Source organism: Actinomycetospora flava (assembly GCF_037400335.1).
Classification (GTDB): Bacteria; Actinomycetota; Actinomycetes; order Mycobacteriales; family Pseudonocardiaceae; genus Actinomycetospora; species Actinomycetospora flava.
Map to the genome: position 1 here is coordinate 193,003 of NZ_JBBEGM010000008.1, position 25,158 is coordinate 218,160.

The window sequence follows — 25,158 nt, forward strand, 5'->3', positions numbered from 1 at the left end:
CCCTTTGTCTCGGGTCCGTGTGGCAGCTCAGGCGCTGACGGGCCCCGCGGCCGCGGTGAGCTGGAGCTCGTGTGTCCAGCACGACCGGTCCTGCCGGTGCAGGTAGTGGAACGCGTCGGCGATGCTCACCGGGTCGATCAGCAGCTCCGGACGCTCCTGCAGGGCGGGGAGCGCCCGCGTTCCGGGTGAGTCGATGAAGCCGTCCACGACGACGTTGGCGACGTGGATGCCGTGCTCGGAGTACTCCTCGGTGAGGGCCTGGGCGAGCGCCCGCATCATCGTTCGCGGGTAGTAGAGCGACTGGCCGGTCGACCGCTTGCGCCCCCGCAGCGAGTACTGGTTGTTGGAGAACAGGATCGAGCCCGACCCCCGCTGCCGCATCGCGGGCAGGACCTCCTTGACCGCCAGGAAGGGACCGCGGCACGCGGTCGCCACGGCCTCCTCGAAGAGCTCGTTCGGGAAGTGCTCGAGGAGCTCCCGGTCCTCGGGCAGGTCGCGGCCCGCCATGTAGCCGGCGTTGTAGATCAGCACCTCCGGATCGCCCGCCCGCGTGCGGATCGCGGCGAACGCGTCGGCGACCGACTCCGTCGACCCGAGGTCCAGTTCGACGACCGAGCAGGAACCGCCGTCGTGGTCGATGGTCGCGGCGAGCGCCTCGGCGTTGGCGCGCCGACGGGTCGTCAGGACGACGTGGTGGCCCTCGCGCGCGAACCGCTGGGCCAGCGCCCCGCCGAGCCCCCATCGACTCCCGGTCGGCAGGTCCTCCCCCAGGTCGCGGCCGTGGACCAGCCGCGTGTTCGGCCCGTCGGGCTGCCACTTCGAGGTCGCGCCGACGATCACGGCGACGGGCAGGGCGCGGGGGTTGTCCGCCGGCGAATCCACGCGATCTCCTAGCGCAGCAGCTTCGCCGCGCGTTCGGCGACGAGGATCGTGGTCGGGTTGGTCGGCACACGGGGGATCGTCGGCATCACCGAGGCGTCGACGACCGCGAGCCCGCTCGTCCCGTGCACCCGGCAGTCGCTGCCGACCACGGCCTGCGGGTCGGTCGCCGGGCCCATCCGGGCGGTCCCGCAGGCGTGGTTGTAGTGCGACGGCGCGCGGCGCACCGCGTCGGCGAGGTCGTCGTCGCCGACGTCCGGGCCGGGCGCACGCTCCCCGACGAGCAGCTCGGACAGCGGCGGGGTCGCGGCGAGTCGGCGCGCGATCCGGACCGCCTCGGCGACCCGCGGCGCGTCATCCGGGTGCGTGTAGAGACCCAGGTCGATGATCGGCGCATCGGCCGGGTCCGTCGAGCGCAGGCGCACGGTCCCGCGCGAGCGCGGCTGCACGCAGGCCACGAAGAAGATCATGTCCCAGCCGGTCGGGTGCTCGCTGACCGGCGGGACGAACGCCTCCGGCAGCGCCGCGGTCGGTACCGCCGCGGTCGGCAGCACGTGCAGGTCGTAGTCCGGGTCGGCCGGGTCGTGGCGGACGCTGAGCGCCGTCTGGAACATCGCCGCGCCCGCGGTGTCCGGCGGGCGCGCGGCGTGGATGTTCCACATCACGGGGTGCTCGGTGAGGTTCTGCCCGACGCCGGGCAGGTCGCGGACCACGTCGATGCCGAGCGCGGCCAGGTGGCCCGCCGGTCCGATCCCGGAGCGCATCAGGATCGCCGGGGTGTTGTAGGTCCCGGCCGCGAGGACCACGGCGCGGGCCGCGATCTCCTCGCCGGACCGGAGCCGGACACCGACCGCGCGGTCGCCGTCGACGAGGACCCGATCCACCTCCTCGCCGCCGCGGACCTGCAGGTTCCCGCGATCCCGGACCGGGTTGAGGTAGGCCAGCGCCGTGCTCTGGCGGATGCCGTCCACGGCGCTGAGCGGGGCCAGGCTGAAGCCGGGCGGGCCCGGCGCGTTGACGTCGTCCACCTCCGGATAGCCGAGTGCGGCCGCGGCCTTCGCGCTCGCCGCCGCCGTCGGGGCGAGGTCCGGCCAGCTGTCGCGGGTGATCCGGTAGACGCCGGTGCGGCCGTGGAACTCGTCGGCGCCGTGGGCGAAGCGCTCCATCGCGCGGTAGTCCGGCAGGACGTCGTCGTAGCCCCAGCCGGGGTTCCCGCGGTCGACCCACGCCGCGTGGTCGGCCGGACGCGCGCGCATGGCGAAGCAGTAGTTCGTCGACGACGAACCGCCGATCACCTTGCCGCGGGGCACGGCGACCGCGTTGCCGAACGCGTCCGGCTCGGCGGTGTAGCCCCAGTCGTGGGTCTGCGGTGCGTAGGCGGCGCCCGCGATGTCCTCGGGGAGCTCCGCCTGCGAGAGGTAGTCCGGCCCGGCCTCGATCACCAGCACCGACCGGTCCCCGTCGGCGCTGAGGCGGTTCGCCAGCACGCAGCCGGCCGAGCCACCACCGACGATCACGAGGTCGTACGTCATCTCCGGCCTCCCGCCGCCACGGTCAGGTGACGGCGACGTTAGCTCCCGGACGCCGGTGGTCAAGGCACGAACGCCCGCTCCCGCCCGAGGTCGACGATTCCCCCGGGGCTGATCCCGGGCGTACTCTCCGGGGTTCCGCGGAAAGTGGCCGCGGTCCCGATCGCCGGGGGTGATCGCGTGAGCCGCTCGGGCGTCGCGGAGCTTCCCGTCGAGGGCGTGCTGCCCGCCCTCGACGGCGCCACCGGCTGGCTGCACTCCCCGCCGCTGACCGCCGAGGACCTGCGCGGGAAGGTCGTGCTCGTCGAGTTCTGGACCTACACCTGCATCAACTGGCTCCGCACGCTCTCCTACGTGCGCGCCTGGGCCCGGCGCTACCGCGACCACGGGCTCGTGGTGATCGGCGTCCACACCCCCGAGTTCCCGTTCGAGGTCGAGCCCGCGAACGTGGCGCGGGCGGCGGCGGCGCTCGACGTCGACCACCCGATCGCCCTCGACGACCGCTACGCGGTGTGGCGCGCGTTCGCCAACCACTACTGGCCCGCGATCTACATCGCCGACGCCGAGGGACGGCTGCGCCACCACCAGTTCGGCGAGGGCGACTACGAGCGGACCGAGCGTGTCGTGCGGCACCTGCTCGAGGAGGCCGGTCACCCGCTGCCGGGCGACGACCTGACCGCGGTCACCCCGGCCGGTCTCGAGGTCCAGGCCGACTGGGACCACCTGGAGTCGCCGGAGACCTACCTCGGTGCCGAGCGCACCGAACGGTTCGCCTCGCCCGGCGGCGTCGCCATGGACCGGGTCCGCCACTACATCCTCCCCGAGTACCTGCGCCGCCGGCACTGGGCGCTGGTGGGGCCATGGATCGTCGAGCGCCGCGCCAGCGTCCTCGACGGCGCGCAGGGCCGCCTCGTCGTGCGCTTCCAGGCCCGCGACGTCCACCTGGTGATGGCGCCGCGCGGAGCTCCGGTCCCCTTCCGCGTCCTGCTGGACGGCGAGCCGCCCGGCGACGCCCACGGTCTGGACGTCGACGCCGACGGGCGCGGCGTGCTGGCCGAGCCCCGGCTCCACCAGCTGATCCGGGTGCCGGGCGCGGTCGCCGACCGCGTCGTCGAGGTCGTCTTCCTCGCCCCCGGCGCCGAGGCCTACGTCCTCACCTTCGGCTAGGAGCGCGGTGGGCGGACCCGCTGCCCGCCCTCCACCAGCCCAGCCGGGCACCGGCGAGCCATCGCGTTGACGCGTGATCGGACATCCGCGACACTCCGCCCACTGATCCTGGAATGCAAGCACTTGCGGACGACGGAGGCGGCGCGTGGGACGTCTGATCTTCTCGGCCATCGGCTCGCTCGACGGCTACATGGCCGACGCCGACGGCGACTTCAGCTGGGCGGTGCCGGACGAGGAGGTGCTGGCCGACATCAACGCCGAGTCGCGGACCGTCGGCACCTACCTCTACGGGCGCCGGATCTACGAGATGATGGTCGGCTGGGAGAACGACCCCGAGGCCGCCGCGCAGTCACCGGAGTCGGCGGAGTTCGCGAAGGTCTGGCAGTCGGCGGACAAGGTCGTCTACTCGTCCACGCTCGCGGAGGTGAGCACCCGGCGCACCCGCCTCGAGCGCCGCTTCGAGGCCCCGGACGTCGAGGAGATCAAGCGCGGTACCGACGCCGACCTCTACGTCGACGGTCCGACGCTCGCGGGCCACGCGATGCGCGTCGGCGTCGTCGACCGGCTGCACCTCCTCCTGTGCCCGGTGGTGATCGGCGGCGGCCTCGCGATCCTGCCGCCCGACCTGCGCCTCGACCTGCGTCTGGACGCCGAGCGCCGCTACGGCAACGGGATGGTCGCGTTGCAGTACGAGATCGTGCGCTGACCGTCCCCTTGCGCTACTGAGTAGTCCTGAAACAGAATCGGCGGATGACACGTCCGGCAGCCTGGGTCGACATCACCGCCACCGACGCCGCGCGGTCGCGGGCGTTCTACGGTGAGCTCTTCGGGTGGCCCTTCGACGTCGTCGAGGAGATCGACTACGGCGTCGTCGCGCCGGGGCCGGAGCGGCTGCCGGGCGGCGTCGGCCAGGCCGGGGACGGCAACCGGCACCCGGTCGGCATGGTCACCTACTTCATCGTCGACGACGTGCCGACCGCCCTCGCGCGGGCTCTCGGGCTCGGCGCGACGACGGCCGTCGAGCCGTGGGACGTCCCGGGCATGGGCACGATGGCCGTGGTCCTCGACCCCGACGGCACCCGCGTCGGGCTCTGGGCGCCGGCGTCGTGAGCGGGCCGGAGCTGTTCGCCGGGCTCTTCGTCGGCGACTACGAGGCGTCGCGGGCCTGGTACGGGCGCCTGCTCGGCGCCGAGCCCGCCTTCCTCGCCTCCGACACCGAGGCCGTCTGGCAGCTCGGTGAGCAGCGGTGGCTCTACATCAAGCAGCACCCGGAACACGCCGGCCACGGCGAGGTGACCCTGTTCCCGGAGGACCTCGACGCGACGGTGGCGGGCGCCGCCGGCCGGGGCGTCGATCCGCAGCGTCACGAGGACTACCCGGGCGGCGTCCGCAAGGTCGTCTACCGCGACCCCGACGGCAACGAGATCGGGTTCGGCGGGGCGACCGCGTAGTCAGCCGGCGCGACGCACCGGGGCGAGGCGGGCGCGGCGCAGGCGCACGGCGGCGTTCTCGGCGAGCAGGGAGTTGCGGCGGCGCACGATGGCCGTCGCGAGATCGCGGGTGGCCTCGAGAATCTCCTCGGGATCGTCGTCCTCGGCGAGCGAGCGGGCGGTGCTGCGCTCCACGATCTCGCCGATCGTGACGACCGCGCGGGCCAGCTCGTCGAGGGCGTCGCTGGACCAGTCGAACCGGTCCGGGCCCGTCGGGTGGGCACGGTTGTGCTCGAGCAGCTCGGCGAGCGCCTCCGACGCCTGCCGCGCGAGCCTCGCCGCCGCCTCGTCCTTGTGCACGTCCGCTCTCATCGTCGATCGGAACCCTGAAGACAGTGTGTCCGCTGCGGCACCGACCCAATCGTCATCGGGACGGTGCGAGAGGGGGAGGACCCGGCCGGCGGGGGGACACCGACCGGGTCCGGTGCCGATCACGGGGGGCATGACCGGCGGCGATCATCCTTGCATGTGCAAGTACAGCTGCAAAGAGCGGGCCCGGACGATCCGCTCATCCGAGCGCGACGTGTCACGATGATCCCGGCCCTGCCGACGAGACGAGGGGAGAACCCGGTGCGCATCCGGCTCGCCGACGGCCCCTGCCGGGGCGACCACGACCTGGCGATCATCGAGGGCGCCACGCTGCCCGAGGAGTACCTGGTGCTCGTCGAGGCCGGCCCGCGCCAGCAGGTCACCGAGATCTTCGGCGGGTCGATCCCCGGGGTCAACGTCTTCGCCGTGCACCGGCTCGACCGGCGCGACGCGGACGGCACGCCCGTCTACGCGTTCGCCGGCCGTCGGGAGTCGCGGGGGTACTAGCCGCACGGCTCCGGACACACAGCGACCCCGAGGACCTCTGGGATCCCCGGGGTCGCTTCCGCGCGGCTGACGATCGTCAGGACTTGAACGCGTCCTTGATCTTCTCGCCCGCCTGCTTGATGTCGCCCTTGGTCTGGTCGGCCTTGCCCTCGTGGCGCAGTTCCTCGTCGCCCTGCGCCGTGCCGGCGGCCTCCTTGACCTTGCCCTTGAGCTTGTCGGTCTTGTTGTCGATCTTGTCGTCGGCACCCATGTCCGGGGCCTACCCGATCAGGGGCCGTCTTCAACCGTCGGTCGGCACGAGCAGCACCCACACCGGTCCGGGGGCGAACGCCACGGGCAGCCGGTCCGCGCCGAGGACGGCGGTCGGGTCGGCCGGCGTCGGACGTGACCAGCGGGCGGGGTAGGCGCGGCCGTCGCGCAGGACCTCGGCCTCGCCCTCGCCGGTGGTCACCGCGTACGGCGAGACGGCGCCCGCGGCGTCCCGGATCGCCGACGGGCGCGTCGTCACCCGCTGGACCAGGACGGTGGCCGCGCCGATCGGCTCGCCGCCGGTCGCCGGCACGGCGGCGTCGCCGCCGCCGGGCTCGACGAGCCAGCGCCCGCGCACCGCGTCCCAGGTCAGCCCGAGCTCCGCCGTCCCGAACGTGACGTCGCGGTGCCGCACCACCTCGCCGCCCGACGGCGTTGCGCCGAACCGGAAGCCGATGTCGCGCGGCGGGGAGACGCCCCCGCCGGCGGCCGAGAGCAGCTCGGCGGGGTCGGCGTACAGGTTGACCGGGGCGCGGCGGGCGCCGTCGCGACGGAAGGCGGCGCCGGCGGACTGCGGGGTCAGCGGCACGAGCGACGCCCCGGCGAGGGTGCCGGCCAGTTCGGGCGCCGAGCCGGAGAACGCGAGCCCGGGGCGTCCGTACGCGCCGAGCACGGTCACGTCGGACTCGCGGGCGCTGCGCACCGGGCCGACCGACGGCGGCAGCCGCGAGGAGAAGACGGCGAGCAGGCGGGTCGTGCCGCCCTCGACGGGCTCGACGTAGACGACGTCCGCGTCCTCGACGCCGGTCCAGGGCCGCCCGGCCGGGGAGTTGTCGACCTTCACGGCCAGCACCGGGGCGCCGGCGGGCGCGGGCGTGCCGGTCAGCGGGGAGGTGCGGGCGCCCGCACCGGCGCAGCCGGCGGCCATGGCGGCCAGGGCTGCCAGGACGACGGTCGCGAGCACGACGAGCAGGCCTCGCGGCACCGCTCACCTCCCCTGTCTCGTCCGTCCCGACCCCGGCGGCGCCCTATCCTTACCGTGTGACGTCCGCGAGCCCGGAGCCCGGTGATCCCGCGGCGCTGCGTGTCTCGGACGTGGAGCGCGAGCAGGTGCAGCAGTTCCTCGCCCGGGCGATGGTGGCCGGGCAGATCACGCCCGGGGAGTACAGCGACCGGTCCGCGGCGGCGCTCGCGGCGCGGGTCCGGCGCGACCTCGAGGGCCTGCTCGACGACCTGCCCGGCGCGGACCTGCACGCCTCGCGGTCGGTCGACGTCCTCGACCTGCAGGCCGGCGTGGGCGGCGCGATCAGCCGGCGCGGGTACTGGCGGGTGCCGCCGCTGGTGCGCGTCCACAGTTGGGTCGGCGGGGTGACGCTCGACTTCAGCGGCGCGGAGTTCACGACCCCCGTGGTGGCCGTGGAGCTCGCGACGGGGATGTGCTCGCCGCTGCTCGTGCTGCCCGAGCACGCCACCGCCGACGTCGACGACCTGCGGATCTCGGCGGGGAAGGTCCGCGACGACATCCACCACCGGCGCGAGCGCGGCGTGCCGCACCTGGTGGTGCGCGGGCGGCACAGCCTGGGTGACGTCATCCTGCGTCACCCCCGCAAACCACGGTGGCGCCCGGGGCGCAGGAAAACCACCGTGACGCGTGAGGGTGACGGCGCGCCGGGACGAGGCAACCGGGACTGATCGGGGACCCCGGTACGGTCGCGGAAGGCGCCGGTGTCGGGATCCGGTGGCGGTGGAGGGAGGCGGACTCGTGGGGCTGGCGGAGCTGGGCCCGGGCATGCCCGTCCTCGTCGTGGTGGTCGCGGGCGTCCTCACGGCCCTCGCGATGGCCCCGCTGCACCGTCGTGCCGCCCGCCAGCGACGCACCGCGATGCTCGTCGACCGCGTCGTCACCGACCGCATCGCCCGCCTCACCGGCGCCGAGCGCCGCCGCGCCCGTCGCCACCTCCACCGCGCCGCCGACCTGCCCGTGCCCCGTGCGGTGGGGCTGACGCTGCTCACCGCCGTCGTCACCACGGCGGTCGGGGCGCTCACGGTCTCGCTGGTCGCCGACGAGCTCGGGTCGGGCCGCCGGCTCGCGGTGCGCGGGCTCATCGCGCGGCTGGGCGATCTCGGGTTCCCGGCGCCGACGGCGTCCGGCCCCACGATCACCGTCGTCGGCCTCGTGCTGCTCGCGGTGCTGTGCCTCGCGGTCGCCGGGCTCTACGTCGGGGGCCTGGACGTCGAGCGGCGCCGGGCGATGCCGGTGACGCGCCCGTGGCCCGCGAGCCGCGGCAAGGCGACCCTGGTGCTCGGCCTGCTGCTGGGGCTCGCGCTGGTGCTCGCGGGCGGGTCCCTGGCCGTGCCGGGCGTCGGGCTGGGCGCGGCGCTGTTCCTGCTCGCGCACGGGGTCGTGACGCGGATCCAGCGCCCCCGCGCGTGTCGCGAGGCGCCGGTGGTGCCCGAGGCGCTGCGCGCCGCGCGCCTGCCGGCGGTCAAGGAGCGCCGCCTGCTGCGCGCCCGCCGCAACAAGGAGGAGCAGCCGGAGCTCCCGGCGTCGCCCCCGTCCGCCCCGGCGCCGGTCCCCGCCGCGCCGGCGCCCCGCGTCGGGCGCTCGGTGCCGTCGCGCTCCGCGCCGTTGCCGCCCGCGGTCGGTCCCTCGACCCGCCTGGTCGACATGGCCGCGCCCGAGCAGCCGCTCACCCCGCACGACCCCCGCTCGGTCGGCGACTACGCGCTCACCGGCCGCCTCGGCTCGGGCGGCATGGGCACCGTCTACCTGGGGCACCGGGCCGGCACCCACGGCGTCGTCGCGATCAAGGTGCTCGCGCCGCACCTGCTCGACGACGTCGACGCCCGCACCCGCTTCCTGCGCGAGGGCCAGACGCTGCAGAAGGTCACCGGCGACTACACGGCGCGCGTCTACAGCGTCGGCTTCGACGGCTCGATGCCCTACATCGTCATGGAGCGCCTCGACGGCCCGTCGCTGCACGCCTTCGTCGCCGCGTCGGGCGCGGTCACCGACGGCGAGATGCTGACCCGCACCGCGATCGCGCTGGCCCGGGCGCTCGCCGCCCTGCACGCCGACGGCATCACCCACCGGGACCTCAAGCCCGGCAACGTGCTCCTCACGTCGGCCGGGCCCAAGGTCGTCGACTTCGGCATCGCCCGCGTCGTCGGGCAGACCCACCACACCCCGGCCGGGAACATGGTCGGGACACCCGGGTACATGGCGCCCGAGCAGGTCACCGGCAACGGCGCCGGCCCGGCCACCGACGTCTGGGCCTGGGCCTGCTGTGTCGTCTTCGCCGCGCGCGGCGACCATCTCTTCGACGGGGACAACATCCTGGACATCGCCCGCCGGATCCTCGACGGACCCGGCCCCGAGGCCTTCGCCGCCGTCCACCGGCTCTCGCCGCGGCTGGTGCCGGTGCTGCGCCGCGCGACCGCCCAGGAGGTCGGCGACCGACCCCGCGACGGCGCCGCCCTGCTGCGCCTGCTCGACCGCAGCGGCGCCACCGCGGTCGCCAGCCCGACCGGGTGGGACCGCCTGGTCGGCGGGGGTGTCCGGTGACCGAGCGCGGCGAACCGGGGCGCCACAAGCGCGCTGCTACGGTGCGGTCGCTCCGCCCGTCGGCGCGCCGCCCGGGGCGCTCCGGCAACGGGACGTCGAGCCCTCGTGAGGACGGTGAGTGGTCGGTGGCGTCGTGGGACGACCTCGTGCTGTGGGTGCGGGTGCGCTACGAGGTGATGGCGCAGGACCAGCACAGCCTGACGTTCCGGCTGCCCACGTCGGAGGACCGCACCCAGCTGGTGTACGTGCACCACAAGGGCGTCGTCGACGGGCACGACTGGTTGCAGATCGAGTCGCCGATCGGCCGCCTCGACGAGATCGACGCCCGCCGGCTGCTCGAGCTCGCCGAGGACGCCGTGGTCGGCGGCGCGGCGGCCGTGGGCGGTGTCGCGGTGTTCCGTCACGCGACCCCGCTCGAGGACCTCTCCTTCGCCGAGTTCGACGGGCCCTTCCGGCTCGTGACCCGCATCGCCGACCAGCTCGAGCACGCCCTCACGGGCACCGACCGCTACTAGGCTCCGCGGCGTGGACGTCGTCGAGTTCCGCCCCGAACCGTCGCAGTACGCCTACACGTTCGGCGGCGTCGCCCCGATCCGCGAGGTCGAGCCGGGCAGCGTGCTGCGCCTGTGGTGCGACGACGCCTTCGGCGGCACCATCCGGTCGACCTCCGACCTGGCGAGCGCGAACCTGCGGATGGGCTTCCTCAACCCGCAGACCGGCCCGTTCTCGGTGCGCGGCGCCGAGCCGGGCGACACGCTCGTGCTGCACCTCGTCGACCTCACCCCGGCCCGCGACTGGGGCGCCTCGACGCTCGTGCCGTTCTTCGGCGGCCTCACCGGCACCGACCGCACGGCGCTGCTCAACGACCCGCTCGCGGAGCGCACCTGGATCTACGAGGTCGACCGGGCACGGCAGACGGTCACCTTCGTCGCGGCGCGCTCCGACCTGACGATCGATCTCCCGCTCGCGCCGATGCTCGGGACGGTCGGCGTGGCGCCCGCGCTGGGCGAGGTGCGCTCGTCGCTCACCCCGGACGCCTTCGGCGGCAACATGGACACCCCGGAGATGCGGGCCGGCGCCACCTGCTACCTGCCGGTGAACACGCCGGGCGCGATCTTCTCGGTCGGCGATGGGCACTACCGCCAGGGCGAGGGCGAGTCCTGCGGCACCGCGGTCGAGGGCGCCATGGACGTCACCCTGATCGTCGACCTGGTGAAGGCCTCGCAGGCGACGGCGCCGCTGTGGCCGCGGATCGAGAACGACGACGAGATCGTCGTGGTCGGCTCGTCGCGGCCGCTCGAGGACGCCTGGCGGATCGGCCAGGTCGAGATGATCACCTGGCTCACCGAGCTGCTCGGCCTCGACCGGCTCGACGCCTACCAGCTGCTCACCCAGACCTCGCTGGCCCCGCTCGCCAACGTGGTCGACACCAACTACAGCGCCGTGACGAAGGTGTCCAAGACCCTCGTGCCCGGGCTGCGTCCCCTCGACGGCCTGCACGCCGACCTGCGTGCCCGTGCCACGTCCTTGACCTGACAGGGAGCTCGCCATGGACCTCCAGCTCACCGGCCGCACCGCGCTCGTCACCGGCGGCAGCCGCGGCATCGGGCGTGCGATCGTCGAGGGCCTCGCCGCCGAGGGGGCCACGGTGGCCTTCTGCGCGCGCTCGGCCGACGGCGTCCGCGACGCCGAGAAGGAGCTGCGCGACGCCGGGCACGACGTGCACGGCACGGCGGTGGACATCGCCGACGGGGACGCGCTGGCGACGTGGGTGCGGGCGAGCGCGTCGGCGCACGGCGGCATCGACGCGGTGGTGGCGAACGTCTCGGCGCTCGCGATCCCGTCGACCGAGGAGAACTGGGCGGCGAGCTTCACCACCGACATGCTCGGCACCGTGCGCCTCGTCGAGGCCGCGCTGCCGTCGCTGGAGGCCAGCGACGCGGGCGCGATCGTGACGATCTCGAGCGTGTCCGGCCGGGAGATCGACTTCGCGGCGGGCCCCTACGGGACGTTCAAGGGCGCGATCGTCCACTACACCCAGGGCCTGGCCCACCAGCTCGCCGGACGCGTGCGCGCCAACACCGTGTCCCCCGGCAACGTGTACTTCGCGGGCGGGGTGTGGGAGTCGATCGAGGAGAACAACCCCGACCTCTACGCGCACGCCCTCGGCCTCAACCCCACCGGGCGCATGGCGACGCCGGAGGAGATCGCGCGGGCCGTGGTCTTCCTCGCCAGCCCGGCGGCGACGTTCATCAGCGGCACGAACCTGCTGGTCGACGGCGCACTGACGCGCGGGGTGCAGCTCTAGCGGGACGCGGGGGCCGCGGCGAGCAGCGCAACCAGCGAGCGGACGCCGTCGACGGTGACGTGCACGGCGCGGGCGACGGCCCGGGCGCACGCCCGCAGGAACCCGGGCTCCTCGGTCTCACGCACGACCAGGGCCGCGGAATGCCGGGGCACGGGGACGAGCGCGGCGGAGGGCACCGTCGCGGGCAGCCGCTCCACGGCCGGGGCGACGCGCGGGAACGGGACCGTCGGGCTCCACGGATCCCCGCCGGCGCGGACGTCCGCACGGTCACGGTCGCGGGGCGCCGGAACCCAGGGGTCCTGATGGCCGTCCATGCCTCGTGTGTCCTCTCGCCGGGGCGTCCTCGCCCTGGTCATCGGTCGCGGCGGCGGTGTCGTTAGCGGTGTCGTCAGCGCCGTCACCGGCCCGGTCGCTCGCGCTCGGTGACCGCTTTCGCCACTGAGCGCATCGGTCCGGGACCAGCGGGACCGCCGCCACGACAGAGTGACACCGCACCACCACTCACCGCATCGGGCGCGCCGGTCATGGACAGGCCCCCCTCCGGAGCGCGACCTGGGCGTCACCGGCGCGTTGCCTTCGTGCGGGTCCGGACACTTCCGTCGGGCCGGACGATCACCGTCGACGCACCGGCGGGGTCGTGACCACAGGCTGTGACTGCGAGCGACACGGGGAGGTGGTTGCTCGGTGGCGGGCACGCATGCTCGCTCGTCGGGACGGCGACGCGCTGTCGACGTCGACCACGCCGACGAGGGCGACCGGGGCACCCGCGCCCCGGCCCGAGGGGCACACGCCGGCGAGGACCGTGACCGGTCCGATCGGCGGCACCTCGACAGCGACTACGGCGACGTGAGCGCGCGCATCACCTCGACGCCCGCGCCCGCCTCGCCGCCGGTCGGGTTCCCGTCCGCGTTCTCCACCGGGTCCTTCCGCTCCGCGACGAGCACGAACGGCGGCTCGTCCGCGTCTGCTGCGGGTGCCACGGGCACCGCCGTCGCCGCGCGCCCCGCGACCCGGCGGAACGACCGCCCGGACATGAAGCCCGATCGCGCCGAGCCCGCCTCCGAGCCCGCGCAGCCCTCGCGTCCCGAGCCCGCCCGACCGGCCGGGCCCCCCGCCGGTGCGGCGAGCGCGCCAGTTGCCCCGGGTCACCCCGGTGGCCGCCCCACACCGCCCGCGGCCCGCCCGAACAGCGCCCCGGCCGGCCCGGCGCCGCGCGGCGCGGCTCCGCACGCTGCGGCCCCCACCGGGCTGACCGCGCCGCCCGCCGTGCCGCCGCCCCCGCCGGCGGCGCCCGCCGGCTCGCCGCCCCCGGGTGCGCCGAGCGCGCCCGGTGCGCCCGGTGCGCCCGCCCGGCCGTCCGGGCCCCGCTCGCCGTCCGGCCCGGCCGCGCGCCCGACGCCCCCGCCGACGACCCCGCCGACGAACGCGCCGGCGGGTCCCACCGCGCGGCCGACGCCGCCGCCCGCGGGCCCCGCCGCCCGGCCCACGCCGCCCCCCGCGGGTCCCGCCGGTCCGCGCGGAGGCCCGCCCTCCGCTCCCGCGGGCCCGGCCCCCACCCGCGGCGGACCGGCCGCGCCGGCTCCGGCCGGACCGCGCGGCACCGCCCCGGCCGGTCCCCCCGGCCGCCCCGCCGGACCGCCACCCGGACGCCCCGGGACCGGCACCGCGACCGGCACCGCGAACGGCACCCCGAACGCCCCGGGCCGCCCGGCCCCGGCGGGCGCCACGTCGTCCACGGCGACGTCCGCCCCCGCGGCGCCGGCCCCGGACGACCCGGCGACCCGGCAGTCGGGCCCCGAGGGGAGCTCCCCGCGCCGCTCGAGCCCGACCGGCACCGCCGCGATGCCGGTCGTCGACGCGCCGTCGCTCCGCGGCCCCGGATCCGGGCCGCTGCCGAAGGACCGCCGGAAGGACGCCGACGAGGATCCCCTCGACGACCCGGCCGAGGACCGCGACGACGACCTCGACGACGAGCCCGCGGACCGCGCCACCCGCGCGAACCGCACCGGTGCCGGGCGCACGGCCGCCACCCGCCGGGCCGCGCCGCGCACGACGACCCGGTCGCGCACCGGCAGGCCCCGCACGACGAGCACGCGCACGACCGCGCACCGCTCGCCGGGCCGCAGCAGGGACGCCAGGGACAGCAGGGACGCCGACACCCCCCGCGTGCCGCGCGGGCGCGTCGCCACCGCGGTCGCGGCCGTGCTCGGCATCGTCGCCGCGCGCATCGTCGGCCTGCCCGGCGGTGAGCGGCTGGTGGCGTTCGGCCGGCGGGTGCGCTCGCGGGTCGTGCTGTACCTCGACGGACCGCACCCCGAGCAGCTCGCGCCCGCGACGCTGCGCTGGCGCCGCCTGCGCCGCACCGCCTACGCCGCGATCGGCGCGATGGTCGCGACGCCGGCGCTGGCGATGGTCGTCGGCTTCCTGTTCATCCCGGTGCCCAACGCCGACGACGCGGTCGAGAGCCAGCTCAACACGGTGTCGTTCTCCGACGGCACGGTGCTCGCGCGCATCGCGCCGGGCGAGCAGGGCAACCGGCAGAAGGTCGACCTCGAGCAGGTGCCGCCGCCCGTGCGGTTCGCGGTGCTGTCCGCGGAGGACCGCTCCTTCTACTCCAACAGCGGCTTCGACGTCGTCGGCTTCGGCCGCGCCGTGTGGAAGAACCTCACCGGCGGGTCCGGCGGCGGGTCGACCATCACGCAGCAGTACGTCAAGAACGCGATGGTGGGCGACGAGTACTCGCTGATGCGCAAGTACAAGGAGCTCATCATCTCCTTGAAGATCTCGCAGGAGCGCTCGAAGGACGAGATCCTCGCCGACTACCTGAACAGCATCTACTTCGGCCGCGGCGCCTACGGCATCCAGGCGGCGTCGCAGGCGTACTTCAACCGGCCCGTGGAGACGCTGACGCCGGCCGACGGCGCGCTGCTCGCGGGCGTGATCCAGGCCCCGTCGAAGTGGGACCCGGCGCAGAACCCCGACGACGCGGTGCGCCGCTGGAACTACGTCATGGACGGGATGGTTGCCCAGAACTGGTTGTCCGCCCCGGAGCGTGCGGCCGCGCAGTTCCCGGCGACCGTGCCGCCGCGCCGCGTCACCGGCGGTGTCCCCGACGACGACCGCGGCCACATCTACAGCGCCGTCCGCGACGAGCTGCGCAGCCTCGGCATCGACCAGGACGCGCTGGTCACCCAGGGTCTGCAGATCCAGACGACGATCAACCCGGAGTCACAGCGGGAGGCCGTCGACGCGAGCCGGCGCAAGATGCAGGGTCAGCCGGACAACCTGCGCAGCGCGACCGTGTCGATCGACCCGCGCACCGGCGCGATCCTCGCCTACTACGGCGGTGCCAACGGCTCGGGGCTGGACTACGCCCGCGTCGAGAAGCAGGCGGGCTCGACGTTCAAGCCGTTCGTCCTGCTCGCGGCGCTCCAGCAAGACCCGCCGATCGGCATCTCCACGGAGTTCGACGGCCGCGCGATCCCCGGGCAGACCGTTCGGAACGTCGACGGCGCCGACTGCGACAACTGCAGCCTCAAGCGCGCCATGACGCTGTCCAACAACGTCGTGTTCACCGCGCTCGGCAACCGCGTCGGCCCCCAGGCCGTGGCCGCGGCGGCCCGGCAGGCCGGCATCTCGCAGCCGATGAACGACCCGAACAGCGGCATCTCGCTGGGCAACCAGGAGACGAGCGCCGTCGACCTCGCGTCGGCGTACGCGACGTTCTCCAACGAGGGCGTCTACCACCGTCCGCACCTCGTGCAGCGCGTCACGACGGCCAGCGGCGAGGTCCTCTACGACGACGAGACCAGCCAGGGCGAGCAGCGCATCGACCCGCGGGTGGCCCGCAACGTCACCGAGGCGATGCGCGACGTCCCCGAGTACGACGGGGTCTCGCTGCAGGGCGGACGACAGTCGGCCGGCAAGACCGGCACGGTGCAGTCGCACGTGGAGAGCCAGAACAACGACGCGTGGTTCGCGGGCTACACCCCGGCGGCGTCGACGGTCGTGTGGGTCGGCACCGACGACAACTCCCCGATCAAGACCGCCGACGGACGCCCGGTGTACGGGCACGGTCTGCCCAGCGAGATCTGGAAGGCCTTCATGGACGACGCGCTGGAGGACTCGCCGAAGCAGACCTTCGGCGCGTTCACCCCCGTCGCCGGCACCGACCCGGGCGACACGGCCGCGTCCGAGTCCTCGTCGCCGACGCCGTCGAGCACGTCCGCGCCCCGGTCGTCGACGGCGCCCACGACGACCACCCCGCCCGCGGAGGCCCCGGCCCAGGAGGGCGAGGACGCGCCGCCGGGCGGGGCCGAGCCGCCCGCCGGCGACCCGGCCGCCGCGGCGGCTCCCGAGGCGGGCGAGGGCGCCGCCGGCGGCGACCCGGCCGGCGCCGAGCCGGAGAACTAGGCGAGCGAGAAGTCGGCGTCGTCGAAGCCCGGGCTGACGACGCAGGTGACGAGCACCTCGGCGGTCGCGCCAGGGGCCGGGGCGGCGCGCTGCCACACCCCGCCGGGCACGAGCGCCTGGGCGGCGTGGCCGTCCTCGAGGCGGTCGCCGAGGACGATCTCCCGCGCCGCGGTGTCGTCGGGGGCCTCGCCGTCGCCGCCGAGCCACAGCGACAGCGCCGGTCCGCGGTGCCAGCACCACAGCTCGTCGGAGCGGACCCGGTGCCAGCGCGACTCCTCGCCGGGCGCGAGGACGTAGTGGATGGCGGTGGCGCTCGCCCGCTCCCCGGGATAGCCGGCGGGGTGCAGCGTCAGCCCCGCGGTCCAGGTGCGGCGGAACCAGCCGCCCTCGGGGTGGGGCGCGAGGCCGAGCACCCGGGCCAGCGGCGGCGAGGTCATCCCGAGACGTCCAGCGTCGCGATCACCTTGGACGGGTGCAGGCGCACGACGAGCTCGCCGGGGACGCCGTTGCGGGCGCCGAACTCCTCGGCGCGGTCCGCGCCCATGTAGCGGGCACCGAGCGCGGTGGCGGTGCGCGTCAGCTCGTCCGGGTCCTCCGAGAGCGTCACCGAGCCCTGGACCTGGACGAACGCGTACGGCGGCTCCTGGAGGTCGACGCAGAGCACGGCGCGCGGGTCGCGGGCGAAGGCGCGGCCCTTGGCGGTGTCGGCGCCGGTGTTGAAGACGATCGTGCCGTCCTCGACGAGGAACCAGATCGGCGCCACGAGCGGGCGCCCGTCCTGCGCCGTCCAGCCGATCTTGCCGGTGCGGGTGCCGTGGGCGAGGAAGGCGAGGACGTCGGGATCGCTGAGATCGGCCATGCCACGAGCCTAGGTCGGTCGCCCGGGTCGCTCCCGGCGCGCGCGCTCCCACTCCTCGGGCGTGTTGACGCCCCGCGCGCCGAGGAGCTCCGGGTCGCGCGCGGCGAGACGGGGGTCGGCGAGCAGCGTCGGCGCGTCGAGCTCGCGGACCCGGCTCGCGGCGATGAGCGCGCCGACGCTGCGCTCGCCGCGGTCGAGGAGGTCGGCGGCGCGGCCGGCGAGGTCGGTGGCGTAGGCGGCGAGCAGGTGCTGGCGGTGCCCGTCGAGCACCGGCAGCGCCACCTCCACCGGCGCGACGCGGTGGGCGAGGACGGCGCGCACGAGGTCGGCGTGCAGGTGGGGCAGGTCGACGGCGGCGACGAAGGCGGTCTCCGACCCCCCGACGGCGGCGAGCCCGGTGGCGAGCCCCTGCAGGGGCCCGCGGTCGGCCACGGTGTCGTGCACCACGGTGGCGCGCGGCCGCCACGGGGTGTCGGGCAGCTCACGGGGCGCGTCGGCCGCCGTGACCACCACCAGCGGGCCGTCGATCGCCTCGGCGAGCACCCCGAGGACGTACGTGAGCAGCGTGGACCCGTCCTGTCGCAGCTCCGCCTTGTCCGTGCCCATCCGCCGCGACCGCCCGCCGGCGAGCACGACCGCGGCGATCCCGCTCATGAGGGTGACCCACCTGACCGGTTGCGTCCCACCGTGCGCGGGGACTCAGGCCGGGACACGACGACGTGCGACCGGAGGTGTGCACGATGAACGGCAGTGTCGACGAGCGCCGCTCCAGCGAGCCCGAAGATGCCCACCGCGGCTGGGTCGCGCCGACCCCGTCGGACGCCGAGGAGGCCGCGATCGACCGCGCCATGGCAGCGGCCGAGCGCGCGGTCGCGGAGGGTTCGGCCACGGACGACCAGCGCGCGCGGGTCGGCCGCATGGGACAGGCGCGGACCCACGAGCAGCGCCGGGCCGCGTTCCGCCAGGGCGACTGAGCCGGTCACGGGAGCACCAGCACCACGAGCGGCAGCGTCACCAGCGAGAGCACCGTGGTGATCACCACCACCGCGGTGCTCTCGCGGTACCAGGCCCGGTACTGCGCGGTCAGCACGAACACCGTGGCCGCGTCGGGCAGCGCCGCCATCAGCACCAGCACCGCGCCCCACGGCGCGGGGATGCCGAACAGCGTCACCGCCCCGAGCGCCAGCGCCGGCATGACCAGCAGCTTCACGGCGACCGCGGCGCCGATCGGTACCCACTGCGCCCGGGACTCCCGCAGCGCGCCCACCGCGCCACGCAGCAGGATGCCGAGCGCGAACAGGCCGCCCGGCGCCGCGAGGTCGCCGAGCATCGTGATCGTCGTCGCGACCGGCGCGGGCAGCCGCAGGCCGATCAGCGCGACGGCGACGCCGGCCGCGATGCCGAGGACCACCGGGTTGCCCAGCACCCGGCGGACCAGCAGCGCGGGCAGCGCGACCGCGCCGTCCTCCCCGCGTCCGCGCCCGTCGAGCGTCACGGCGACGAGGAACACCGAGATCGCGAGCGCGGTGTGCAGCGTCGAGGTCAGCGACGCCGCGAACGCCGTCGCGGGGCCGAGGACGGCGACGGTCAGCGGGATGCCGAGGTAGCCGACGTTGCCCCAGCCCGCGACGAGCCCGACGGCGTGCGCCTCGCGCCGCGGACGCCGCACGAGGCGGGCAGCTGCCCAGCCGAGCGCGTAGGCGACGACCACCACGGTCGCCGAGGCGAGCAGCGCCGAGCCCGGCACGCCGGCCGACAGGTCCGCCTCGGCCACCGAGATGAAGATCAGCGCGGGCAGGGCGATCCAGTAGACGAGGTCGTTGAGCACCGCCGCCGTGCGCTCGCCGAAGCGCTCGAAGCGCCCGGCCACCGCCCCGACGGCGATCACGGCGAAGACAGGGAGGATGCGGCTGAGCAGCTCACCCACGGTCGCGACGCCTCACCGTGCGGAGCGTACGAGCTGTATCCGCCTCCGGCGCGGCAGCTCCGCTGCGCTTCGTGCCGCCTCAGCCGCTCGCGGCCGCGACGGGCGACATCGTGGCCCGTGCCACCACCGCGTCGACCGCCCGCTCGAGCACCGTGAACAGCGGCGTGCCGGCGGGCCCGACCCGCACGGCGGGGTAGCTGCGGTGCGCCCCGGACGACCAGCCCTCGCGGAAGACGGTGACGTCGAGGTTCTCGGTGGCGCAGATCGGGTCGCCGGGCGCGCACACCTCGTAGACCCGCCCGTCGTAGACCGACAGCTCGCGGGTCGGGCGGGGCCCGAGGACGCCGCGGCCCGGGGTGTCGAGGAGGTTGGGCGCCCGCGGGTCGCGCCGGGGGCTGCCGAGCATGATCGCACCGGCGATGCGGTCGGCGGGCAGGTCGACGGTGCCGTTGGCGGCGCGGTGCACGACGTCGGAGACGACGTCGCCGCCCTGGCTGAAGCCGAGCAGCAGGATGGTGGTGTCCGGGCAGCGGGCGGCGACGTCGTCCGCGTCCCGGGCGAGGCGCTCGGCGCCGCGGCCCTCGCTGGTGAAGTAGAAGGGCCGGTCCAGGGTCGCGGGATAGGGGACGTAGCGCACCGCGAGGTCGTCGCCCCAGCGGCGCGCGAGCGGGTCGGTGAGGCCCGCGAGGAGCCCGATCGAGCGGCCGGGGTCCGCGGCCTCGGAGGTCTCGCCCGTGCCGGGCACCGCGAAGAGCGTGACCGGGGGACATGCCGGGGCGGCCGTCGCCGCGGGGGCCGCGACGAGACCGGCGCCGAGCAGGAGCACCACGACGAGCAGCGCCCGCCGCACCACCCCGCCCGTCACACGGTCATGGTGGCGGAGATCCGACACGCGGACCACCACGAACCGTGACACCTCGGGCTGACAGATCGGCGCGGCTCTGCGAACGTGCCCCGTCAAGAGTCCCCCGGCGGCGCTGCCGGCGCCGGGGTGGCAGGCCCCGAGACAGGAGGACTCGCGTGAGCATCCCGTCGGACCTCGACATCGCCCAGGCGGCGACGCTGAAGCCCATGGACGACGTGGCGGCGCAGATGGACCTGCCGCCCGAGTACCTGGAGCGGCACGGCACCGACGTCGCCAAGATCGAGCTCGACGCGATCGAGGCGATGAAGGACCGCCCGCGGGCCAAGTACGTCGTCGTCACCGCGATCACCCCGACGCCGCTGGGCGAGGGCAAGACCACGACGACGGTCGGGCTCGGGCAGGCCTTCTCGCACATCGGCAAGCGCGGGGTCGTCGCGATCCGCCAGCCGAGCATGGGCCCGACGTTCGGCATCAAGGGCGGCGCGGCCGGCGGCGGCTACTCGCAGGTCGTGCCGATGGAGAAGTTCAACCTCCACCTCACCGGCGACTTCCACGCCGTGACGAGCGCGCACAACATGCTCTCCGCGGTGCTCGACAACCACCTCTACCAGGGCAACGAGGCGGGCCTCGACCCGTACCGCGTCACCTGGCGCCGGGTGCTCGACGTCAACGAGCGCGCGCTGCGCAACGTCGTCACCGGGCTCGGCGGGCGCATGGACGGGGTGCCGCGCGAGTCCGGGTTCGACATCACCTCCGCCTCCGAGGTGATGGCCGTGCTCGCGCTGTCCAACGACCTCGGCGAGCTGCGCCAGCGCCTCGGCCGGATCGTCGTCGGCTACACCAAGGACGGCGACGCGGTCACCGCCGAGGACATCCACGGCGCCGGCTCGATGGCCGCGCTCATGCGCGACGCCCTCAAGCCGAACCTCATGCAGACGCTGGAGAACACGCCGGTGCTCGTGCACGCCGGCCCGTTCGGCAACATCGCGCACGGCAACTCCTCGATCGTCGCCGACCGCATCGGCATCCACGGCGGCGACTTCCTCGTCACCGAGGCCGGGTTCGGCGCCGACATGGGCGCCGAGCGCTTCTTCAACATCAAGTGCCGGGCGTCGGGGATGGTCCCGGACGCCGCGGTCGTCGTCGCCACCGTGCGGGCGCTCAAGGCCCACTCCGGCAACCACAAGATCGTCGCCGGCAAGGACCTGCCGCCCGCGCTGCTCGAGGAGAACCCCGAGGAGGTGCACGCCGGCGGGGCGAACCTGCGCAAGCAGATCGAGAACATGCGCCTGCACGGCGTCTCGCCGGTGGTCTGCATCAACGCGTTCCCGACCGACCACCCCTCCGAGCACCAGGCGATCCGGGAGATCGCGGAGTCGCTGGGCGCGCGGGCCGCGGTGTCGACGCACTTCGCCGACGGCGGGCGCGGTGCCGCGGAGCTCGCCGAGGCCGTCGCGGAGGCCGCGAACGAGGAGAGCCACTTCCAGCTGCTCTACCCCGACGACGCCCCGCTGCGCGAGAAGATCGAGACGGTGGCGACCAAGGTCTACGGCGCCGACGGCGTCGACTACGCGCCCGCCGCGAACACCTCGATCGACCTGTACGAGCGCAACGGTTTCGGGAACCTCCCGGTGTGCATCGCGAAGACCCACCTCTCGATCTCCTCGGACCCGAAGCTGCTCGGCGCCCCGACGGGCTGGCGGATGCCGGTCCGCGAGGTCCGCGCGTCGGTCGGCGCCGGGTTCATCTACCCGATCTGCGGCGACATGCGGACGATGCCGGGCCTGGGCAAGAACCCGGCCGCCCACCACATCGACGTCAAGCCCGACGGCACGATCGTGGGGCTCTTCTGACGTCCGCTCGGCACGTGAGCACTTTCCGGGCCTCTAGGCCCGGAAAGTGCTCACGAGGGAGCGCGAGGTGAGCCGGCCGCTGGGGGAGCTGGGGCTCGCGCGGTTCGGGGAGGTCCTGGCGGGTCGCGGGCCCGGGCCGGCGGCGGGGTCCACGGCCGCCGTGACGGTGTCGCTCGCCGCGGGCCTCGCCACCAAGGTCGCCAAGGCCGCCGCCGACCGCGAGGCCGCTGAGGAGCTCGACCGCCTGCGCGCGAAGGCCCTGCGCCTCGCCGACGACGACGTCGAGGCCTACGCCGGCTTCCTCGAGGAGCGGCGCAAGCCCGGCGGCGGGCCGGCCGCGGCGGAGGCGATCGTCCAGGTGCCCGCGGACGTCGTCACCGTCGCCGTGCGCGTCGCCGAGCTCGCCGCCCTGCTCGCCGAGGAGGGCCCTGACGCGCTCACCGGCGACGCGGTGACCGCCGCCTTCCTCGCCGCCGCGGCCGCCGAGTCCGCGGCGATGCTGGTCGGCACGAACATCGCCGATGCCGGGGAACTCGCCGACCCGCGCGTCGAGCACGTCGAGGAACGCGCCGGGCACGCGCGCACGCTGGCCGAGCGGCTCGTCTAGATCTTCTACCGAAGAGCGTGTACGCCCGCAGCGACGATCAAGACGGTCCGCCGGGACTTACTCGCGGTCTATCCGAGGACCGGATGGACCGCCACAGCCCGGTGTGACGAGAGCTGCCGCACGTCGAGATCGCAAGGAGCGATCCAGAACGGGATCGCACATGAGGAGCTTCTGCCGGGAGGCCGTCCCCCAGCGACAACGGTCGCTCGCGTAGCTAGAGGCAGTACTGAGCGTAGTAGCGGGTAACTCCGCCGGGCGCCTGTTGGGCCACCGCCATTGCGCTCGCGGCGCGAGTGACCTGCGCGGCGATAAGCCAGTTGTACGGCCCTGCTGGCAGGTTGAAGCGGGGAATTGCGGGGTGGAACTCGACGGGGAGCTGCCGATAAATTCGCCACTCCCAGCTCTGCTGGAGCGGCGAGTCCGTGCTCGCTGGGCCCTGCGACATGGCGTAGCACGCGAGCCGGGCGACAGTCCTATCAGCCTGCTCTCCCTCGCGAAGCCCGATCATCGTCTCGTAAGCGAGCTCGATCTCACGAGGAAAAACTCGCGGAGGAAGGGTCCGGGGAAGCCGCGTTCCCGGTGCGGACTCCCGGACCGCCCACGCGACACCTCGACCGATGTCGTCGAATATTCCAGGAGGTGGAAAGCCTTGCCTAGGGCTCGCGAGGTCTGCGGAGGCGAGGCGTGGGTCGGTGCTCCCACATCCGCCCACAAGGACCCCCGCTACCGCTATCAAGGTAATGATCACGCAGATTCTCGATCGCATGTTTCCCCCCGGTTCTTGCTCCGCAGAGTGACGGAAGGGGGCCTGGAAGACCAACGTTGCCACCTGATTGGCGCATTAGGAGTACTCAGACGACCTACTGGGCTCACAGTCGCGTGGCCCGAAGCCTCGCTGATGGCGGACAGCCCCTAGCTACGGCAGTGGCCGCATTCCACGCTGCCGGCGCTCGTCGGCGTCCTCAGTGGGCGATGAGAGGGAGCGGGCCCTCGCGGGACAGTTGCGACTCCGCTCAGATGGTGTGATGGAGGACGCGGGGATGGGCCACTGGACAGTGCAGGTCACCCGCGGCGACGTGGTCGAGTCCGAGCACCGGGTGTCGCTCGTCGTGCTCGAGCCGGACGGGGGCATCGAGCTGAGCGCCGGCCTCGTTGACGCGCCGGTGCTCGCCCGCTCGGCGCTCAAGCCCGCGCAGGCCGTCGCCTGCCTCGAGCTCGGCGCCGACCTCGACGACCGCGAGCTCGCCCTCGCCGCCGGCTCGCACTCCGGCGAGCCCGAGCACCTCGCGCTCGCCGCCGGGATGCTCGCGCGCCTCGGGCTCGGCGCGGACGCGCTGGGCTGCCCGCCGGGGCGCCCGCTCGGCCTCGCCGCCGACCGCGCCTGGGGCACCCGCGACCCGGACCGCCTCGCGATGAACTGCTCGGGCAAGCACGCGGCGATGCTCGCGGCGTGCCGGGCGCAGGGCTGGCGCGAGGAGGGCTACCTCGACCCGGACCACCCGCTCCAGCGCCACGTGCGCGCGACCCTCGAGCGGCTCGCGGGCCCCGTCCACGGCGTCACCGTCGACGGGTGCGGCGCGCCCGCGTTCGCGACCGACCTCGTGGCGGTGGCGCGCCTCGGCCAGCACCTCGCCGACCACCGCGTCGCCGCCGCGATGCGCGCCCACCCCCACCTCGTCGCCGGCACCGACCGCCTCGACACGGCGCTGATGACCCTGCTGCCCGGCGCGCTGTCGAAGGTCGGCGCCGAGGGCGTCCTGCTCACGGTGCTGCCCGACGGCGCCGCGCTCGCGCTGAAGGTCGTCGACGGCGGCGGCCGGGCGGTCGGGCCGGTGCTGCTGGAGATCCTGGAGCGCCGCGGGGTCGCTCACCCCGCCGAGCTGCGCGAGCTCGCTGCGCCACACGTCCGAGGAGGGGGTCACCCGATCGGCGTTCACCGTGTGCGAGTGTGTGCACACTCATCGGGGTGAGGAGGGCGTGAATGGGATCGTGCCTGGTGTTCGCCGGAGCCACGCCCGCGAGGGACCGCCTCGTCGGCCATCTCTCGTCGGTGTTCGACGACCTCCCGTGCGTGGACAACGTCCCTGACCTGGTCGCGCGCCTCACCCGGACTCCCTCGGCAGGCGGTGACGGCGCTGACGGGGCTGCTCCCGACGTCGTCCTCATCGGCGCCGACGAGGGCAGCGCGTGGATGGAGGCGGTCCGCCAGGTGCGCCGCCACACCCCCGAGACCCCGGTGCTCGTCGTGGGGGAACCCCCCGCCGGCGCCATGGATCCGCTCGGTGACCACCCGGCCCCCGATCCCGCCGGGATCGCCGAGGACGAGCGCGCCACCTACGCCCTGCGCCTCGGGGCCCGCGGGTTCCTGCGCGCGGGCGAGCTGGCCGACCCCTCGGTCCTCCCCGGCGCGCGCCCGGCCACGTCCGACCTCTCCGAGCGCGAGATGGACGTCCTGCTCGGCATGACCGAGGGCCTGTCGAACGCCGAGATCGCCGCCGAGCTCGTGCTCGCCGAGGACACGGTGAAGACCCACGCCCGGCGCCTGTTCCGCAAGCTCGGTGCGGGCGACCGCGCCGACGCCGTCGCCCGCGGCTTCCGCCAGGGCCTCCTGCGCTGACCCGAACAGGACAC

The 25,158-nt window shown here is 74.9% G+C and carries 29 protein-coding genes; 16 read left to right on the forward strand and 13 right to left on the reverse strand.

Annotated elements, in window-relative coordinates:
* Nucleotides 1–27: 27 nt before the first annotated feature.
* Nucleotides 28–882 (reverse strand): SDR family NAD(P)-dependent oxidoreductase, encoded by an 855-nt coding sequence (locus tag WCD58_RS19740; RefSeq protein ID WP_337704770.1) that lies wholly within the window; start codon nt 880–882, stop codon nt 28–30.
* A gap of 8 nt (nt 883–890) precedes the next feature.
* Nucleotides 891–2,411 (reverse strand): GMC family oxidoreductase, encoded by a 1,521-nt coding sequence (locus WCD58_RS19745; protein ID WP_337704771.1) that lies wholly within the window; start codon nt 2,409–2,411, stop codon nt 891–893.
* Between the two features lie 177 nt (nt 2,412–2,588).
* Here WCD58_RS19745 and WCD58_RS19750 point away from each other — a divergent pair, with 177 nt between their 5' ends.
* The 4 genes from WCD58_RS19750 (at nt 2,589) to WCD58_RS19765 (ending at nt 5,026) form a co-directional block, all read left to right on the forward strand.
* Nucleotides 2,589–3,575 carry a redoxin family protein gene (locus tag WCD58_RS19750; protein ID WP_337704772.1) on the forward strand — a complete coding sequence of 329 codons (987 nt, stop codon included), beginning with the start codon at nt 2,589–2,591 and terminating at the stop codon, nt 3,573–3,575.
* Nucleotides 3,576–3,720: 145 nt separating this feature from the next.
* Entirely contained in the window at nt 3,721–4,281 is a 561-nt protein-coding gene (locus WCD58_RS19755; protein ID WP_337704773.1) for a dihydrofolate reductase family protein, read from the forward strand.
* Between the two features lie 44 nt (nt 4,282–4,325).
* Nucleotides 4,326–4,685, forward strand: coding sequence for a VOC family protein (locus WCD58_RS19760; protein WP_337704774.1), 360 nt, complete (start codon nt 4,326–4,328; stop codon nt 4,683–4,685).
* Nucleotides 4,682–5,026, forward strand: coding sequence for a VOC family protein (locus WCD58_RS19765; protein WP_337704775.1), 345 nt, complete (start codon nt 4,682–4,684; stop codon nt 5,024–5,026). The genes WCD58_RS19760 and WCD58_RS19765 overlap by 4 nt, the downstream gene beginning before the upstream one ends.
* On the opposite strand, the gene WCD58_RS19770 is transcribed toward WCD58_RS19765, so the two are convergent.
* The gene (locus WCD58_RS19770) at nt 5,027–5,365 is read right to left on the reverse strand and encodes a hypothetical protein (protein ID WP_337704776.1); all 339 of its coding nucleotides are present in this window, start codon (nt 5,363–5,365) and stop codon (nt 5,027–5,029) included.
* Nucleotides 5,366–5,596: 231 nt separating this feature from the next.
* On the opposite strand from WCD58_RS19770, the gene WCD58_RS19775 reads away from it, so the two are divergent.
* Nucleotides 5,597–5,881 (forward strand): hypothetical protein, encoded by a 285-nt coding sequence (locus WCD58_RS19775; protein WP_337704777.1) that lies wholly within the window; start codon nt 5,597–5,599, stop codon nt 5,879–5,881.
* A 76-nt stretch (nt 5,882–5,957) separates the two neighbouring features.
* Here WCD58_RS19775 and WCD58_RS19780 read toward each other — a convergent pair whose 3' ends face one another.
* Both WCD58_RS19780 and WCD58_RS19785 read right to left on the reverse strand, forming a co-directional pair.
* Entirely contained in the window at nt 5,958–6,131 is a 174-nt protein-coding gene (locus tag WCD58_RS19780; RefSeq protein WP_337704778.1) for a CsbD family protein, read from the reverse strand.
* Between the two features lie 30 nt (nt 6,132–6,161).
* A complete protein-coding gene (locus WCD58_RS19785) occupies nt 6,162–7,115 on the reverse strand; it encodes a DUF3048 domain-containing protein (RefSeq protein ID WP_337704779.1) in 954 nt (317 codons plus the stop codon).
* A gap of 56 nt (nt 7,116–7,171) precedes the next feature.
* Between WCD58_RS19785 and WCD58_RS19790 the strand changes: the two genes are divergently transcribed.
* From WCD58_RS19790 to WCD58_RS19810, 5 genes are all read left to right on the forward strand, one after another.
* Nucleotides 7,172–7,822 carry a DUF1707 SHOCT-like domain-containing protein gene (locus WCD58_RS19790; RefSeq protein WP_337704780.1) on the forward strand — a complete coding sequence of 217 codons (651 nt, stop codon included), beginning with the start codon at nt 7,172–7,174 and terminating at the stop codon, nt 7,820–7,822.
* 70 nt (nt 7,823–7,892) lie between these two features.
* Nucleotides 7,893–9,695, forward strand: a complete 1,803-nt coding sequence (locus tag WCD58_RS19795) for a serine/threonine-protein kinase (protein ID WP_337704781.1) — start codon at nt 7,893–7,895, stop codon at nt 9,693–9,695.
* Between the two features lie 41 nt (nt 9,696–9,736).
* Nucleotides 9,737–10,210, forward strand: coding sequence for a hypothetical protein (locus WCD58_RS19800; protein WP_337704782.1), 474 nt, complete (start codon nt 9,737–9,739; stop codon nt 10,208–10,210).
* A 10-nt stretch (nt 10,211–10,220) separates the two neighbouring features.
* Nucleotides 10,221–11,231 (forward strand): acetamidase/formamidase family protein, encoded by a 1,011-nt coding sequence (locus tag WCD58_RS19805; RefSeq protein ID WP_337704783.1) that lies wholly within the window; start codon nt 10,221–10,223, stop codon nt 11,229–11,231.
* Nucleotides 11,232–11,244: 13 nt separating this feature from the next.
* A complete protein-coding gene (locus tag WCD58_RS19810) occupies nt 11,245–12,003 on the forward strand; it encodes an SDR family NAD(P)-dependent oxidoreductase (RefSeq protein WP_337704784.1) in 759 nt (252 codons plus the stop codon).
* On the opposite strand, the gene WCD58_RS19815 is transcribed toward WCD58_RS19810, so the two are convergent.
* From WCD58_RS19815 to WCD58_RS19825, 3 genes are all read right to left on the reverse strand, one after another.
* Entirely contained in the window at nt 12,000–12,317 is a 318-nt protein-coding gene (locus WCD58_RS19815; protein ID WP_337704785.1) for a hypothetical protein, read from the reverse strand. The two genes, WCD58_RS19810 and WCD58_RS19815, sit on opposite strands and share 4 nt — an antisense overlap.
* Before the next feature lie 522 nt (nt 12,318–12,839).
* A complete protein-coding gene (locus WCD58_RS19820) occupies nt 12,840–12,983 on the reverse strand; it encodes a hypothetical protein (RefSeq protein ID WP_337704786.1) in 144 nt (47 codons plus the stop codon).
* Between the two features lie 165 nt (nt 12,984–13,148).
* Nucleotides 13,149–13,838, reverse strand: a complete 690-nt coding sequence (locus WCD58_RS19825; RefSeq protein ID WP_337704787.1) for a hypothetical protein — start codon at nt 13,836–13,838, stop codon at nt 13,149–13,151.
* A 7-nt stretch (nt 13,839–13,845) separates the two neighbouring features.
* Between WCD58_RS19825 and WCD58_RS19830 the strand changes: the two genes are divergently transcribed.
* On the forward strand, nt 13,846–16,416 hold the full coding sequence (locus tag WCD58_RS19830; RefSeq protein WP_337704788.1) for a transglycosylase domain-containing protein: 2,571 nt from the start codon (nt 13,846–13,848) through the stop codon (nt 16,414–16,416).
* Here the strand turns inward: WCD58_RS19830 and WCD58_RS19835 are convergent.
* Genes WCD58_RS19835 through WCD58_RS19845 form a run of 3 tightly spaced genes read right to left on the reverse strand, consistent with a single transcriptional unit; the run spans nt 16,413 to nt 17,929 of the window.
* Nucleotides 16,413–16,853 (reverse strand): cupin domain-containing protein, encoded by a 441-nt coding sequence (locus tag WCD58_RS19835; RefSeq protein WP_337704789.1) that lies wholly within the window; start codon nt 16,851–16,853, stop codon nt 16,413–16,415. The genes WCD58_RS19830 and WCD58_RS19835 overlap by 4 nt on opposite strands.
* On the reverse strand, nt 16,850–17,275 hold the full coding sequence (locus WCD58_RS19840; RefSeq protein WP_337704790.1) for a PPOX class F420-dependent oxidoreductase: 426 nt from the start codon (nt 17,273–17,275) through the stop codon (nt 16,850–16,852). Before WCD58_RS19840 ends, WCD58_RS19835 begins: the two co-directional genes overlap by 4 nt.
* 9 nt (nt 17,276–17,284) lie before the next feature.
* The gene (locus WCD58_RS19845) at nt 17,285–17,929 is read right to left on the reverse strand and encodes a molybdenum cofactor guanylyltransferase (RefSeq protein ID WP_337704791.1); all 645 of its coding nucleotides are present in this window, start codon (nt 17,927–17,929) and stop codon (nt 17,285–17,287) included.
* Nucleotides 17,930–18,015: 86 nt separating this feature from the next.
* Here WCD58_RS19845 and WCD58_RS19850 point away from each other — a divergent pair, with 86 nt between their 5' ends.
* Nucleotides 18,016–18,249, forward strand: a complete 234-nt coding sequence (locus WCD58_RS19850) for a hypothetical protein (RefSeq protein WP_337704792.1) — start codon at nt 18,016–18,018, stop codon at nt 18,247–18,249.
* A 5-nt stretch (nt 18,250–18,254) separates the two neighbouring features.
* On the opposite strand, the gene WCD58_RS19855 is transcribed toward WCD58_RS19850, so the two are convergent.
* Together WCD58_RS19855 and WCD58_RS19860 are read right to left on the reverse strand one after the other, a co-directional pair.
* Complete coding sequence (locus WCD58_RS19855) at nt 18,255–19,202, reverse strand: AEC family transporter (protein WP_337704793.1); 948 nt, start codon at nt 19,200–19,202, stop codon at nt 18,255–18,257.
* Nucleotides 19,203–19,281: 79 nt separating this feature from the next.
* Entirely contained in the window at nt 19,282–20,067 is a 786-nt protein-coding gene (locus tag WCD58_RS19860; protein WP_337704794.1) for a cutinase family protein, read from the reverse strand.
* A 155-nt stretch (nt 20,068–20,222) separates the two neighbouring features.
* Here WCD58_RS19860 and WCD58_RS19865 point away from each other — a divergent pair, with 155 nt between their 5' ends.
* The 4 genes from WCD58_RS19865 (at nt 20,223) to WCD58_RS19880 (ending at nt 25,144) form a co-directional block, all read left to right on the forward strand.
* Complete coding sequence (locus tag WCD58_RS19865) at nt 20,223–21,920, forward strand: formate--tetrahydrofolate ligase (RefSeq protein ID WP_337704795.1); 1,698 nt, start codon at nt 20,223–20,225, stop codon at nt 21,918–21,920.
* A 67-nt stretch (nt 21,921–21,987) separates the two neighbouring features.
* Complete coding sequence (locus WCD58_RS19870) at nt 21,988–22,527, forward strand: cyclodeaminase/cyclohydrolase family protein (RefSeq protein ID WP_337704796.1); 540 nt, start codon at nt 21,988–21,990, stop codon at nt 22,525–22,527.
* Between the two features lie 1,040 nt (nt 22,528–23,567).
* Complete coding sequence (locus tag WCD58_RS19875) at nt 23,568–24,497, forward strand: asparaginase (protein ID WP_337704797.1); 930 nt, start codon at nt 23,568–23,570, stop codon at nt 24,495–24,497.
* An 11-nt stretch (nt 24,498–24,508) separates the two neighbouring features.
* Nucleotides 24,509–25,144, forward strand: coding sequence for a response regulator transcription factor (locus WCD58_RS19880; RefSeq protein WP_337704798.1), 636 nt, complete (start codon nt 24,509–24,511; stop codon nt 25,142–25,144).
* Nucleotides 25,145–25,158: the final 14 nt, after the last annotated feature.

Coding starts and splice junctions, on each gene's coding strand:
- WCD58_RS19745 (WP_337704771.1), bottom strand. CDS start 2,411: ATGACGTACGACCTCGTGATCGTCGGTGGTGGCTCGGCCGGCTGCGTG.
- WCD58_RS19760 (WP_337704774.1), top strand. CDS start 4,326: ATGACACGTCCGGCAGCCTGGGTCGACATCACCGCCACCGACGCCGCG.
- WCD58_RS19775 (WP_337704777.1), top strand. CDS start 5,597: ATGATCCCGGCCCTGCCGACGAGACGAGGGGAGAACCCGGTGCGCATC.
- WCD58_RS19780 (WP_337704778.1), bottom strand. CDS start 6,131: ATGGGTGCCGACGACAAGATCGACAACAAGACCGACAAGCTCAAGGGC.
- WCD58_RS19810 (WP_337704784.1), top strand. CDS start 11,245: ATGGACCTCCAGCTCACCGGCCGCACCGCGCTCGTCACCGGCGGCAGC.
- WCD58_RS19815 (WP_337704785.1), bottom strand. CDS start 12,317: ATGGACGGCCATCAGGACCCCTGGGTTCCGGCGCCCCGCGACCGTGAC.
- WCD58_RS19830 (WP_337704788.1), top strand. CDS start 13,846: ATGCCGGTCGTCGACGCGCCGTCGCTCCGCGGCCCCGGATCCGGGCCG.
- WCD58_RS19835 (WP_337704789.1), bottom strand. CDS start 16,853: ATGACCTCGCCGCCGCTGGCCCGGGTGCTCGGCCTCGCGCCCCACCCC.
- WCD58_RS19840 (WP_337704790.1), bottom strand. CDS start 17,275: ATGGCCGATCTCAGCGATCCCGACGTCCTCGCCTTCCTCGCCCACGGC.
- WCD58_RS19845 (WP_337704791.1), bottom strand. CDS start 17,929: ATGAGCGGGATCGCCGCGGTCGTGCTCGCCGGCGGGCGGTCGCGGCGG.
- WCD58_RS19850 (WP_337704792.1), top strand. CDS start 18,016: ATGAACGGCAGTGTCGACGAGCGCCGCTCCAGCGAGCCCGAAGATGCC.
- WCD58_RS19875 (WP_337704797.1), top strand. CDS start 23,568: ATGGGCCACTGGACAGTGCAGGTCACCCGCGGCGACGTGGTCGAGTCC.
- WCD58_RS19880 (WP_337704798.1), top strand. CDS start 24,509: ATGGGATCGTGCCTGGTGTTCGCCGGAGCCACGCCCGCGAGGGACCGC.